This window comes from Streptomyces sp. NPDC029041 (assembly GCF_040637515.1).
Taxonomy (GTDB): domain Bacteria; phylum Actinomycetota; class Actinomycetes; order Streptomycetales; family Streptomycetaceae; genus Streptomyces.
The window spans coordinates 338,991-352,011 of the sequence record NZ_JBEZWO010000004.1 but is presented as its reverse complement, the minus strand read 5'-3'; the positions used below and the strand labels follow the sequence as shown (position 1 = coordinate 352,011).

General features: G+C 68.7%; 10 protein-coding genes. 8 read left to right on the top strand and 2 right to left on the bottom strand.

Annotation, left to right across the window (positions count from 1 at the left end; translation table 11 throughout):
* Positions 1-10: 10 nt before the first annotated feature.
* A complete protein-coding gene (locus tag AB0F04_RS11960; protein WP_362040336.1) occupies positions 11-847 on the bottom strand; it encodes a hypothetical protein in 837 nt (278 codons plus the stop codon).
* A gap of 57 nt (positions 848-904) precedes the next feature.
* On the bottom strand, positions 905-1,195 hold the full coding sequence (locus tag AB0F04_RS11955) for a hypothetical protein (protein ID WP_362040333.1): 291 nt from the start codon (positions 1,193-1,195) through the stop codon (positions 905-907).
* Positions 1,196-1,483: 288 nt separating this feature from the next.
* On the opposite strand from AB0F04_RS11955, the gene AB0F04_RS11950 reads away from it, so the two are divergent.
* From AB0F04_RS11950 to AB0F04_RS11915, 8 genes are all read left to right on the top strand, one after another.
* Positions 1,484-3,685, top strand: a complete 2,202-nt coding sequence (locus AB0F04_RS11950) for an ABC transporter family substrate-binding protein (RefSeq protein WP_362040330.1) — start codon at positions 1,484-1,486, stop codon at positions 3,683-3,685.
* 48 nt (positions 3,686-3,733) lie between these two features.
* On the top strand, positions 3,734-4,453 hold the full coding sequence (locus tag AB0F04_RS11945) for a hypothetical protein (RefSeq protein ID WP_362040327.1): 720 nt from the start codon (positions 3,734-3,736) through the stop codon (positions 4,451-4,453).
* A gap of 158 nt (positions 4,454-4,611) precedes the next feature.
* Positions 4,612-6,519, top strand: a complete 1,908-nt coding sequence (gene typA / locus AB0F04_RS11940; RefSeq protein ID WP_362040324.1) for a translational GTPase TypA — start codon at positions 4,612-4,614, stop codon at positions 6,517-6,519.
* 611 nt (positions 6,520-7,130) lie between these two features.
* The gene (locus tag AB0F04_RS11935; RefSeq protein ID WP_362040321.1) at positions 7,131-8,771 is read left to right on the top strand and encodes an ABC transporter substrate-binding protein; all 1,641 of its coding nucleotides are present in this window, start codon (positions 7,131-7,133) and stop codon (positions 8,769-8,771) included.
* Between the two features lie 147 nt (positions 8,772-8,918).
* Positions 8,919-9,845 (top strand): ABC transporter permease, encoded by a 927-nt coding sequence (locus AB0F04_RS11930; protein ID WP_053671697.1) that lies wholly within the window; start codon positions 8,919-8,921, stop codon positions 9,843-9,845.
* Positions 9,838-10,806: an ABC transporter permease gene (locus AB0F04_RS11925; protein WP_362040318.1), complete on the top strand. Its 969-nt coding sequence runs from the start codon at positions 9,838-9,840 to the stop codon at positions 10,804-10,806. The genes AB0F04_RS11930 and AB0F04_RS11925 overlap by 8 nt, the downstream gene beginning before the upstream one ends.
* A gap of 11 nt (positions 10,807-10,817) precedes the next feature.
* Positions 10,818-11,876: an ABC transporter ATP-binding protein gene (locus AB0F04_RS11920; RefSeq protein WP_362040315.1), complete on the top strand. Its 1,059-nt coding sequence runs from the start codon at positions 10,818-10,820 to the stop codon at positions 11,874-11,876.
* On the top strand, positions 11,869-13,017 hold the full coding sequence (locus AB0F04_RS11915; RefSeq protein WP_053671694.1) for a dipeptide ABC transporter ATP-binding protein: 1,149 nt from the start codon (positions 11,869-11,871) through the stop codon (positions 13,015-13,017). The genes AB0F04_RS11920 and AB0F04_RS11915 overlap by 8 nt, the downstream gene beginning before the upstream one ends.
* Positions 13,018-13,021 lie beyond the last annotated feature (4 nt).

Here is a 13,021-nt window from a genome sequence, read left to right as displayed (position 1 = left end):
CCCCATCCCTCTAGAAGAAGCGCGGATCGTCGAAGGCACCCGACGCGACCAGGTAGACGTAGAAGTCGGCGAGCGCCACGCTCAGCAGCGACGCCCAGGCGAGCTGCATGTGCCGGGCGTTGAGCTTCCCCGCCCACTGCCACATCCGGTAGCGCACCGGATGCCTGGAGAAGTGCTTGAGCTTGCCGCCGACGATGTGCCGGCAGGAGTGGCAGGAGATCGTGTACGCCCAGATCAGGACGATGTTGACCAGGAACACGAGGGTGCCGAGCCCCATGTGGCCCCAGGCGTAGGTCTCGTCGCGGAAGGCGAGCACCGTGTCGTAGGTCAGGATCCCGGCGACCACGAGCGCGGCGTAGAAGAAGTACCGGTGGATGTTCTGCAGGATCAGCGGGAAGCGGGTCTCGCCGGTGTACTTCCGGTGCGGTTCGGCCACCGCGCAGGCCGGCGGGGACGCCCAGAAGCCCCGGTAGTAGGCCTTGCGGTAGTAGTAGCAGGTCAGGCGGAAGCCGAGCGGGAAGATCAGGATGATGATCGCGGGCGAGATGCCCCACCAGCTGCCGAAGATCTCCCAGTTCGGGCCGGACCGCATCGGCTCGCAGTTCTCCGCCAGGCACGGGGAGTAGAAGGGCGAGACGTACGGCGCCGCGTAGTAGTCGGTGTTCGCGAAGGCGCGCCAGGTCGAGTACACGATGAAGGCGAGCAGGCCGGCGGCGGTGCCGGCCGGGGCCAGCCACCAGCGGTCGGTCCGCAGGTGCGGGGCGGCGATCGCGGCCCGCGCAGCGCCCCGCACACCGCCGCTCTCAGGTCTGGGTTCGGTGGCGGGGGGTTCCGTACCAGTGGCCACGTGACGACTCCGGTCGGGTTCGGGGGAGGTGCCGGTCGGGCTCGACTCCTCCCCGGGTCAGGGAGCGCGCCGGTCCCGGGCGCCGAGCCCCTCGTCGTCCGAGTCGCTCCACAGGGCGGAGTCGTACGGCGTGTCCGAGATGGTGACCAGCTCGGGGCGGATCGGCGCGGCAGGTGACGCGGCGGCGTCGCGCAGGAGGGCGACGCTCTCGCGCAGGTGGTTCGCGTCGGCACGGACGCGGCGCATCTCCAGGCCGCCGGTGCCGAGCTGCTTCTCCAGGCGCCCCAGCGACCGGAACACTTCGTCGAGACTGCGCTGGACGGACATCAGTTCGTCGTGAACGGACATGACTTGCCCTCACTTCCGCGGGTCCTTCATGGCCCAAGGCGGCAACGCGCATGCGCCTGCGAGTGTTGCGCGTCACACCTTGTGCTGTGAAGGGATGTGCATCGATTGGCCGAGGCGTACGGGTGCACTGCGCGGTGCGTTGCGCCGCACGGGTGACTTCCCGTCCGTGGCCGCCGTGTCGCCCTGTGTTGCCGAACCCTTTCCTCTTCAGTGGCCGCATACATCAGATGAACGCCAAATACCGCCAAAAGTGATCGTAACGCCCGCGGCTTCCCGGAGGTAGCACAGATGTCCCAGCACGGCGTCGGCCCGCGCGCGGTCATGCGCTCGGTCGCCTTCCTCACCGCCGGAGTGCTCGCGGTGCCCGCGCTCGCCGGATGCGGCTCCGACGACCCCTCCGGCAAGCCGCTCGCCGGGCAGGACATCCAGCCCGCGCCCCGCGACCGGATCACCGACGGGGGCACCCTGCGCTGGGCCGTCGACTCCGTGCCGGACACGCTGAACACCTTCCAGTCGGACGCCGACGCCACCACCGCCCGCGTCGCCCAGGCCGTCCTGCCGTCGATGTTCCGCATGGACGCCTCCGGACGCCCGGAGCGCAACCCCGACCATCTGGAGTCCGCCGAGGTCGTCGACACCGAGCCCAAGCAGGTCGTCCTGTACAAGCTCAACCAGCAGGCCGTCTGGAGCGACGGCCGGGAGATCGGCGCCGCCGACTTCGCCGCTCAGTGGCGCGCCCTGTCCGGCAAGAACACCGCCTACTGGACCGCCCGCAACGCCGGCTACGACCGTATCCAGAAGATCGAGCGCGGCGACAACGCCCTGGAGGTCCGGGTCACCTTCAGCCGCCCCTACGCCGACTGGCGCTCGCTGTTCTCCCCGCTGTACCCGAAGGACGTCATGGGCACCCCGGACTCCTTCAACGACGGGGCCCGCAAGAAGCTCAAGGTCACCGCCGGACCCTTCACGGTGAAGAAGGTCGACCGCAAGGACGAAAAAATCACCCTCGCCCGCAGCCCGCGCTGGTGGGGCAAGCCGGCCAAGCTCTCCGAGATCGTGCTGCGCACCGTCCCGCGCGACGAGCGGGCCGCCGAGTTGGCCGCGGGCGAGCTCGACCTGGCCGAGATCGATCCCACGGCTGCCCGCCGCATCACCGTCGCCGCCCGCCCCAAGGGCTCCGCAAGCGCCCTGATGGGCCCCGGCGCGGACCGGTCCGCCGCGGACTCCCTCGAGTCCTGGGCCCGCGCCAACGGCTCCGACGAGGACGCAGCCGACGAGGAGATCGTCGCCCGCAAGAAGCTGCGCAAGGCGGCCGCCACGTACGCCCGGCAGCAGCGGGCCCTCAGCGGCTTCGAGGTCCGCAAGTCCCTGGAGCCCGCCTACACCCAGCTCGCCCTGAACGGCTCCGAGGGCCCGCTCACCGACGAGCGCGTCCGCAGGGCCGTCGCCCGCGCCCTGGACCGCAAGGAACTCGCCCGGGTCGTCCTGGGGCCCCTAGGCCTGCCCGCCGTCCCGGTCGGCAGCCACCTGGCCCTGTCCGGCCAGGCCGCCTACGCCGACAACAGCGGCGCCCTCGGCGGCCAGGACACCAAGGAGGCCCAGGCCCTGCTCGCGGACGCCGGGTGGGTGCGCGGCGGCCCGGTGGAGGAGGAGAAGAAGAAGGAGAAGGCGGCCGGTCCCGAGGGCGGCAAGGCCGACGACACCGGCGAGGACAGCAAGGCCGACGAGACCGGCGAGAGCGGCAAGGCCGACGACACCGGCGAGGACGACAAGGCGCGGCGCGGACCGGACCCCGCCGAGCACCTCGCCCGGGACGGCAAGCAGTACGCACCCGGGCACCAGGGTGGCGCACCCGGGGCGTACGCCCCGGAGGGCACGGCCGCCCCGGCGAACCAGGAGGCCGCCCCGCTCGCGAAGAACGGCAAGCCCCTGACCCTCCGCTTCGTGCTGCCCTCCGGCCCCGGGTCCCAGACACTGCGCACGGTCGCGGACCGCGTCTCCCGCATGCTGGGGCGCGTCGGCATCACCACCGAGATCTCCAAGGTCTCCGACGAGTCCTACTTCAAGGACCACATCGCCTCCGGCCAGTACGACCTCGCCCTGTACTCCTGGCCCGCCACGGCGTTCCCCGCCACCGACGCCCGCCCCGTCTACGCCAAGCCCGTCCCGGCCGCCGACGGCTCGCTGAACGTCGAGCAGAACTACACCCGGGTCGGCACCGACCAGGTCGACCAGCTCTTCGACGAGGCCGTGGCCACGCTCGACGAGGGCGAGTCCAACGCCCTGCTCCGCAAGGCCGACTCCCGGATCTGGGCGGCGGCCGGCTCGATCCCCCTCTTCCAGCGTCCCCAGCTCCTGGCGGCCCGCAAGAACCTGGTCAACACCGGCGCCTTCGGCTTCGGCACGCCGGTCTACGAGGACATGGGCTTCCTGAAGAAGGGCGTGAAGCCGGCGGCGGGGCCGTCGGTGAAGGGCTCGACCGCGCCGTAGCTCTGGGAACGCTCAAACGCCTTGCCGCCGCCGCCCGGCGTCCGCACCATGAGACCAGCAGTGATCATGGTGCGGCCGCCGGGCGTCCGCACGCGGGGGGACGGGGGCATGCGGATGCGCGGCACGGTGGGACGGGTCTGCGGGGCCGGACTGGTCGTCGGGGTGCTGGTGACGGGGGTGGGGGCGTGTACGGGGAGCGCGGGCGGCGGCAAGGAGGCCGACCAGGGCCGTAGGCCGGACAGACCCGTCGCGACGGTCTGCGCGAACGGCACCTTCACCTGGTCCCACCTCACCGAGCGGGACCGCCTGACCGGCGTCTCCGACCCCGAACGGCTCGGGAAGGCAACCGGCACCCTGCAGAGCCCGATGCGGCGGGTGTACACCCCCAGCCCCTCGGTACGCGCCGAAGGACCGGCCCCGTCCGCCGCGGAGATCCTCTTCTCCCTCGGAAAGAAGATCGGCGAGATCGACTCCGACGCGCGCACCCTTGCCGAGGCGGGCGGCGACACCTGGTCGTTCACCGACGTCCGGCAGCCGGCCCCGAAGCTCGAAGAGGAGCGCATCAGGCCCGGTGCGCCGGGAAGGTTCGTCCAGTACGCCGGTGTGCGGGAAGTGACGGCCGGCTTCCGCTACACCTGCCCGGACGGCCGGACCGTCTCCGGCCGGGCCCGCAACTGGACCGTCGACATCTCCGGCCTGACCGACTGCGACGAGCGCCCCGACACGGCCCTGGCCAGGGAGGTCGCCCAAAACGCCTGCTCCGAGTAGTCCTCGGACAGGGCCTGACCTGCACAGACGGAGCCCGGCTAACCCCTGCGCCCGCAGCCCCGTACCATGGGGTGAGGCCGTGGCATGTTGAGCCCGGCAGGGCCCGCGCACCACCGACGTACGCGCAGGGCATTCACTACTCCGGGAGTACGCCTTTTATGGCCACGCGCCACGACATCCGCAACGTCGCCATCGTCGCCCACGTCGACCACGGCAAGACCACCATCGTCGACGGCATGCTGAAGCAGGCCGGTGCCTTCGCCGCGCACCAGCTCGACTCGGTCGACGACCGCATGATGGACTCGAACGACCTGGAGCGTGAGAAGGGCATCACGATCCTGGCCAAGAACACGGCGGTGAAGTACCACCCGAAGGACGGGGGGGACGTCATCACCATCAACATCATCGACACCCCCGGTCACGCCGACTTCGGCGGTGAGGTCGAGCGCGGTCTGTCGATGGTCGACGGCGTCGTCCTGCTCGTGGACGCCTCCGAGGGCCCGCTCCCGCAGACCCGCTTCGTGCTGCGCAAGGCCCTCCAGCAGCGCCTGCCCGTCATCCTGTGCATCAACAAGACGGACCGCCCGGACTCCCGGATCGACGAGGTCGTCAACGAGACCTACGACCTCTTCCTCGACCTGGACGCCGACGAGGAGCAGATCGAGTTCCCGATCGTCTACGCCTGCGGCCGCGACGGCATCGCCTCGCTGACCAAGCCGGACAACGGCACGGTCCCGTCCGACTCCACCAGCCTGGAGCCGTTCTTCTCGACGATCCTGGAGCACATCCCGGCCCCGACCTACGACGAGGACGCCCCGCTCCAGGCCCACGTCACGAACCTGGACGCCGACAACTTCCTCGGCCGTATCGCGCTGCTGCGCGTCGAGCAGGGCGAGCTGCGCAAGGGCCAGACGGTCGCGTGGATGAAGCGCGACGGGTCCGTCAGCAACGTCCGCATCTCCGAGCTGATGATGACCGAGGCGCTCACCCGCAAGCCGGCCGAGATGGCCGGCCCCGGTGACATCTGTGCCGTCGCCGGTATCCCGGACATCATGATCGGCGAAACCCTGGCCGACCCGGAGAACCCGGTCGCGCTGCCGCTGATCACGGTCGACGAGCCCGCGATCTCCATGGTCATCGGTACCAACACCTCCCCGCTGGTCGGCCGCGGCGCCACCGGCAAGGGCGCCGACAACAAGGCGGCCGTCAAGGACCGCAAGGTCACCGCCCGCCAGGTCAAGGACCGCCTCGACCGCGAGCTGATCGGTAACGTCAGCCTCCGGGTGCTGGACACCGACCGGCCGGACGCCTGGGAGGTGCAGGGCCGCGGTGAGCTGGCGCTGGCCATCCTGGTCGAGACGATGCGCCGGGAAGGCTTCGAGCTGACCATCGGCAAGCCGCAGGTCGTCACCAAGGAGGTCGACGGCAAGACCTACGAGCCCGTCGAGCGCATGACGATCGACGTGCCCGAGGAGCACATGGGCGCCGTCACGCAGCTCATGGGCGTCCGCAAGGGCCGCATGGACAACATGTCCAACCACGGCTCCGGCTGGGTCCGCATGGAGTTCGTCGTGCCCTCGCGCGGTCTCATCGGCTTCCGGACCGAGTTCCTGACCCAGACCCGCGGCACGGGCATCGGCCACTCCATCCACGAGGGCTTCGAGCCCTGGTTCGGCGCGCTCCAGACCCGTAACAACGGCTCCCTGGTCGCCGACCGTGCCGGTGCGGTCACCGCGTTCGCGATGACCAACCTCCAGGAGCGCGGCGTGCTCTTCGTCGAGCCGGGCACCGAGGTGTACGAGGGCATGATCGTCGGCGAGAACTCCCGCTCCGACGACATGGACGTCAACATCACCAAGGAGAAGAAGCTCACCAACATGCGGTCGTCCACGGCCGATGTGACCGAGTCGATCGTCCCGCCGCGCAAGCTGTCGCTGGAGCAGTCCCTGGAGTTCTGCCGCGACGACGAGTGCGTCGAGGTCACCCCGGAGGCCGTGCGCATCCGCAAGGTGAACCTGGACGCCCGCGAGCGCGCCCGCGCCGCGAGCCGCGCCAAGCACGGCTGACGCCCGCCGCCGAGAGACGACGACACCGGGCACCCCGCGAGGCGGGGTGCCCGGTGCTGTTGTCTGAAGGAGGGGCAACGCGAAGGCAAGGGTAGGGAAAACCCTCGACTTGCCCGCGACAGCCGTCCGGGGCGCTTCTCTCCCACTACCCTGCTCCGGAAGCGCCACGCGCCCCCGGCCTCGGGGGATCGCGCAACGGCCTTGCCGCACAAGCTACTTGAGCGCGCGACGGACGCCGATGGAACCCTGCACGGATTCCACGGTACGTCGCAAGCGGTTTATCTCACTCTCGCGTCCGGAATGCGGACAGTCGGCACCGATAGATGTGTAACAAGTCCGTTTCGCAGGGATCTTTCACCAAACCCTTTGTCCGGATTTTGGAAGATGTATACGCGAGCTGTGATCGAACCGAGACCTCGAGGGTGTGGTTCGGTCCCGGTGTTTGGCAGATAGTTAGGCGCGTAGAGCTCGGATGAACGGGTCAGTAGCCGGCAGCGGCGCGACTCACGAGCGCGGGGGCACTCGACGAATTCCGGCACCGGCGACGGGCGGGGGCCGTGATGTGTCGTGTGCTCCCTTCGCGGTGAACCAATGACTTCTAGGAGGAACCCATGCGCGGTGCCAAGAGCGCCAAGTGGGTCGCGGGGGCGATAGTCGTCGCCCTGGCCGCCACTGCCTGCGGCGGCGGCGACGACAGTGCCGGCGACGACATGAACAAGGGGAAGGCCGACCCGAACGGCATCGTCACTGCGCAGCTGAGCGAACCTCAGAACCCGCTGCAGCCGGCCAACGCCAAGGAGAGCCAGGGCAGCCGCGTGCTGCGCACGATCTTCGCCGGCCTGGTCGACTACGAGCCCGGCACCGGCAAGCTCGAGTACGTCAACGCCGAGTCGGTCACGCCGAACGACGACTCGTCCGAGTGGACCGTCAAGCTCAAGCCGGGCTGGAAGTTCCACGACGGCACGCCGGTCACCGCCAAGTCCTACGTGGACTCCTGGAACTGGTCCGCCAACATCAAGAACAACCAGACCAACTCCAGCTGGTTCGCGGACATCGTCGGCTACGAGGACGTGCACCCGGAGAAGGGTGACCCGAAGAGCGACAAGATGTCGGGTCTGAAGGTCGTCGACGACAACACCTTCACGATCAAGCTCACGCAGCCGGTCTCGTACTTCGCGTACAAGCTGGGCTACGACGTGTGGGCGCCGCTGCCCGAGGCCTTCTTCAAGGACCCGAAGGGCTTCGGCGAGAAGCCGGTCGGCAACGGCCCGTACAAGTTCGTGTCCTGGGAGCACAACAAGCTCATCAAGGTCCGCAAGTTCGCGGGCTACAAGGGCCCGAACGCCGCCAAGAACGGCGGTATCGACTTCAAGAACTACACGACCGCCGACGCCGCGTACTCGGACCTGCGCTCGAACAACGTGGACTGGATCGAGCAGGTCCCGACCACGGCGCTGACGAACTACAAGTCGGACCTCGGCGACCGCGCCATCGACCAGCCGTACTCGGCCGTCCAGTCGATCGTCCCGGCGTTCTACACCAAGCAGTTCAAGGACATCGACCCCAAGGTCATCCAGGGTCTGTCCATGGCGATCGACCGCACGACGATCACCAAGACCGTCCTCCAGGGCACGCGTACCCCGGCCGACTCCTACGTCGCCCCGGGCGTCCTCGGCTACAAGAAGGGCGCGCTCGGCGACATCGTCAAGTTCGACCCGGCCCAGGCCAAGAAGCTCATCCAGGAGGGTGGCGGCGTCCCGGGCAACAAGATCCAGATCCAGTACAACGCCGACCAGGACCACAAGCCCTGGGTCGACGCGGTCTGCAACTCGATCCGCAAGTCCACCGGCGTGGAGTGCACGGGCGACCCGAAGCCGACCTTCCAGGCCGACCTCGACGCCCGTGACAAGGAGCAGGTCAAGTCCATGTACCGCGGTGGCTGGGTGCTGGACTACCCGGTCAACTCGAACTTCATGCGCGACCTGTACGGCTCCACGGCGGCCGGCAACACCAGCGGCTACTCCAACAAGGAGTTCGACAAGCTGAGCTCCGAGGCGGACAAGGCCGGCTCGATCGACGAGACGGTGGCCAAGTACCAGGAGGCGGAGCAGCTCCTCGCCAAGGACATGCCGGCGATCCCGCTCTGGTTCTACAAGGTCAACAGTGGTCAGTCCACGCACATCCTGGGCAAGATCAAGTACGGCCAGGACGGTGACCCGATCTTCGACCAGATCCAGGTCAAGCAGAAGTAACCAGACGACCGCAGACCGGTGCCGCCCCTCCCGCACAAGGGGAGCGGCGGCGCCGGTCCGTAGGCACAGGCCTCCACCTCACCCCTCAACCTGCGGTGCAGATGAGTGCGCAGGCCTCGCCGACCCCTCACGGCATGGAGGCGCAAGATGGGGCGCTACGCCGCCAGGCGACTGCTCCAGATGATCCCGATCTTCATCGGGACAACTCTGTTGATCTTCCTGATGGTCCACATCCTGCCGGGCGACCCGGTCCGGGCCATCTACGGGGACAAGGCTCCCGATCCCGCACAGATCGCGCAGATCAAGCGCGAGTACGGCTTCGACAAGCCCGTCCTCGAGCAGTACTTCCACTACATGCTGAATCTCCTCAAGGGAGACTTCGGCAACAACCTCGCCGGACGCCCGGTCATCGACCTCATGTCCGAGGCCTTCCCGGTGACCCTGCGGCTGACGCTGCTGGCCATCACCATCGAGATCATCATCGGTGTCGGGCTGGGCGCGTGGGCCGGTCTGCGGGCCGGTAAGGCCGCCGACACCGGCGTGCTGGTCTTCACCCTGACGGTGATCTCCATCCCGGTGTTCGTGCTGGGCTTCATCGCCCGCTTCATCTTCGCCGACGAACTCGGCTGGCTGCCGCCCAACGTCCAGGACTCCACGGACTACTCGCAGTTGTTCCTGCCCGCGTTCGTCCTGGCCATGCTCTCCATGGCCTACGTGGCGCGGCTGACCCGGACGACCTTCGCCGAGAACCTGCGGGCCGACTACATGCGTACCGCGCTGGCCAAGGGCCTGCCCCGGCGCCGCATCATCGGTGTCCACCTGCTGCGCAACTCGCTGATCCCCGTGGTCACCTTCGTCGGTACCGACGTCGGCGGCTTCATCGGCGGCGCGGTCATCACCGAGGGCATCTTCAACATCCAGGGTGTCGGCAACCTCCTCTACCGGGCGATCCAGACGAGCGAGGGCTCGACGGTCACGGGTGTGGTGACGGTCCTCGTCCTCGTCATCCTCCTGATCAACCTGCTCATCGACCTGCTGTACGCGGTCCTGGACCCGAGGATCCGGTATGCCTGACGTGACCAAGGCCCAGACCACCGACGCCGTGACCGTGGACGCCGTGGCCCCGCCGGCCGTCGACGCTCCCGGCAAGCAGAGCGCGCAGAAGAGCGACAAGCCCCGCTCCCTGTGGGGCGACGCCTGGTACGACCTGCGGCACCGGCCCATGTTCTGGATCTCCTCGGTGCTGCTGGTCCTGCTGCTGGTGATCGCCGCGTTCCCCGGCTGGTTCACCAGCGTCGACCCGCGCGACGGCGACCTCGTCCACCACTACCTGGGCAAGCCGGAGCTGGGTCACTTCTTCCAGCCCGACTGGTTCGGTTACGACCAGCAGGGCCGCTCCATCTACTCGCGCGTCATCCACGGCACCCGCGCCTCGATCCTCGTCGGCGTCTGCGTCACCGCGGCCGTCACGCTGATCGGCGGTCTGCTCGGCATGCTGGCCGGCTACTTCGGCGGCTGGGTCGACTCGGTGATCTCCCGGGTCGTCGACATCTTCTTCGGCCTGCCGTTCCTGCTCGGCACCATGGTCGTCCTGAACGCCTTCACCGAGCGCAAGGTGTACGTCGTCATCCTGGCCCTGGCCTTCCTCGGCTGGACGTCGATCGCGCGGGTCATGCGCAGCTCCGTCATCACGGCGAAGCAGGCGGACTATGTGACGGCTGCCCGGGCGCTGGGCGCCGGCACCCCGCGGATCCTGTTCCGCCACGTGATGCCGAACGCCGTCGCGCCCACCATCGTCGTGGCCACGATCGCCCTCGGCGGTTACATCTCCGCGGAGGCTACGCTGTCCTTCCTGGGCCTCGGGCTCAGCGACCCGACGATCTCGTGGGGCATCGACATCTCCGAGGGCAGCAAGGTGATCAGGGACAACCCGCACACGCTGCTGTTCCCCGCGGGCATGCTCAGCCTCACCGTCTTCGCGTTCATCATGCTCGGCGACGCGGTGCGCGACGCCCTCGACCCGAAGCTGCGCTGAGGAGGGCGTACGTGACCACCATCGACAAGACCCGGAACGTCCCCGAGCCGCGCGGCGCGGCCGACGGCGACGTCCCCCTGCTCGAAGTGCGCGACCTGCACGTCGAGTTCCACACCCGTGACGGTGTGGCCAAGGCCGTCAACGGCGTCAACTACACCGTGAACTCCGGCGAGACCCTCGCCGTGCTCGGTGAGTCCGGCTCCGGCAAGTCCGTGACCGCGCAGGCGATCATGGGCATCCTCGACATGCCGCCCGGGCGGATCCCCCAGGGCCAGATCCTGTACCGGGGCGAGGACATGCTCACCATGTCCGGCGACGCCCGGCGCAAGATCCGCGGCCGGAAGATCGCCATGATCTTCCAGGACGCGCTGTCCGCGCTGAACCCGGTGCTGTCCGTCGGCTACCAGCTCGGCGAGATGTTCCGCGTCCACCAGGGCTTGAGCAAGAAGGAAGCCAAGGCCAAGGCCATCGAGCTGATGGACCGCGTGAAGATCCCGGCCGCGAAGGAGCGCGTCGGCGACTACCCGCACCAGTTCTCCGGCGGTATGCGCCAGCGCATCATGATCGCGATGGCGCTCGCCCTGGAGCCGGATCTGATCATCGCCGACGAGCCGACCACGGCCCTCGACGTGACGGTCCAGGCCCAGGTGATGGACCTGCTCGCGGAGCTTCAGCGCGAGTACAACATGGGCCTCATCCTCATCACCCACGACCTCGGCGTCGTCGCCGACGTCGCGGACAAGATCGCGGTGATGTACGCGGGCCGGATCGTGGAGACCGCGCCCGTGCACGAGCTGTACAAGCGGCCCGCGCACCCCTACACCAAGGGTCTGCTCGAGTCGATCCCGCGCCTGGACCAGAAGGGCCAGGACCTGTACGCGATCAAGGGTCTGCCGCCCAACCTGACGCGTATCCCGTCGGGCTGTGCCTTCAACCCGCGCTGCCCCATGGCGCAGGACATCTGCCGCACGGACGTCCCGCCGCTGCTCCCGGTCACCGAGCGGGACGGCGGCGAGCTGGCCGGCCGCGGCAGCGCGTGCCACTTCTGGAAGGAGACGATCCATGGCTGAGCTGGACAAGACGGACGAGTCCATGGACGCCACCCCCAACGTCACCGAGGTCGAGACGGTGGAGGCCGCCACCGACGAGGAGGCCGTCGCCGCCATCGAGGCGCCGGTCGAACGCGGTGAGCCGATCCTGCAGGTGCGCAACCTGGTCAAGCACTTCCCGCTGACGCAGGGCATCCTGTTCAAGCGTCAGATCGGCGCGGTCAAGGCCGTGGACGGGGTCTCCTTCGACCTCTACCAGGGCGAGACCCTCGGCATCGTGGGCGAGTCCGGCTGTGGCAAATCCACCGTCGCCAAGCTCCTGATGATGCTGGAGAAGGCCACCGCGGGCGAGATCTTCTACAAGGGCCAGGACATCACCAAGCTGTCCGGGCGCGCGCTGAAGGCGGTCCGGCGCAACATCCAGATGGTGTTCCAGGACCCGTACACCTCGCTCAACCCCCGTATGACGGTGGGCGACATCATCGGGGAGACCTTCGAGATCCACCCCGAGGTGGCGCCGAAGGGCGACCGCCGCCGCAAGGTCCAGGACCTCCTGGACGTCGTCGGCCTCAACCCCGAGTACATCAACCGCTACCCGCACCAGTTCTCGGGCGGTCAGCGCCAGCGCATCGGCATCGCCCGCGGCCTCGCGCTCAACCCCGAGATCATCATCTGCGACGAGCCGGTCTCCGCGCTGGACGTGTCCGTCCAGGCCCAGGTCATCAACCTGATGGAGAAGCTGCAGAACGAGTTCAACCTCTCGTACCTCTTCATCGCGCACGACCTGTCGATCGTCCGGCACATCTCGGACCGCGTGGGTGTGATGTACCTCGGCAAGATGGCCGAGATCGGCTCGGACACGGAGATCTACGACCACCCGACGCACCCCTACACCCAGGCGCTGCTGTCGGCCGTCCCGGTCCCCGACCCGGAGTCCCGTGAGGGCCGCGAGCGGATCATCCTCACCGGCGACGTCCCGTCCCCGGCCAACCCGCCCTCGGGTTGCCGCTTCCGCACCCGCTGCTGGAAGGCGCAGGACAAGTGCGCCCAGGAGGTACCCCTCCTGGCGATCCCCGAGCGCTTCCAGGGCGCGGACACCCCGGCGGCCCACGAGTCCGCCTGCCACTTCGCAGAGGAGAAGGACGTGGTCCACGCGGCCTGACCTC

Excerpts from the sequence above, each read along its gene's own strand:
- AB0F04_RS11955 (WP_362040333.1), bottom strand. The coding sequence starts at position 1,195 with ATGTCCGTTCACGACGAACTGATGTCCGTCCAGCGCAGTCTCGACGAA.
- AB0F04_RS11950 (WP_362040330.1), top strand. The coding sequence starts at position 1,484 with ATGTCCCAGCACGGCGTCGGCCCGCGCGCGGTCATGCGCTCGGTCGCC.
- AB0F04_RS11945 (WP_362040327.1), top strand. The coding sequence starts at position 3,734 with ATGAGACCAGCAGTGATCATGGTGCGGCCGCCGGGCGTCCGCACGCGG.
- typA (WP_362040324.1), top strand. The coding sequence starts at position 4,612 with ATGGCCACGCGCCACGACATCCGCAACGTCGCCATCGTCGCCCACGTC.
- AB0F04_RS11935 (WP_362040321.1), top strand. The coding sequence starts at position 7,131 with ATGCGCGGTGCCAAGAGCGCCAAGTGGGTCGCGGGGGCGATAGTCGTC.
- AB0F04_RS11930 (WP_053671697.1), top strand. The coding sequence starts at position 8,919 with ATGGGGCGCTACGCCGCCAGGCGACTGCTCCAGATGATCCCGATCTTC.
- AB0F04_RS11925 (WP_362040318.1), top strand. The coding sequence starts at position 9,838 with ATGCCTGACGTGACCAAGGCCCAGACCACCGACGCCGTGACCGTGGAC.
- AB0F04_RS11915 (WP_053671694.1), top strand. The coding sequence starts at position 11,869 with ATGGCTGAGCTGGACAAGACGGACGAGTCCATGGACGCCACCCCCAAC.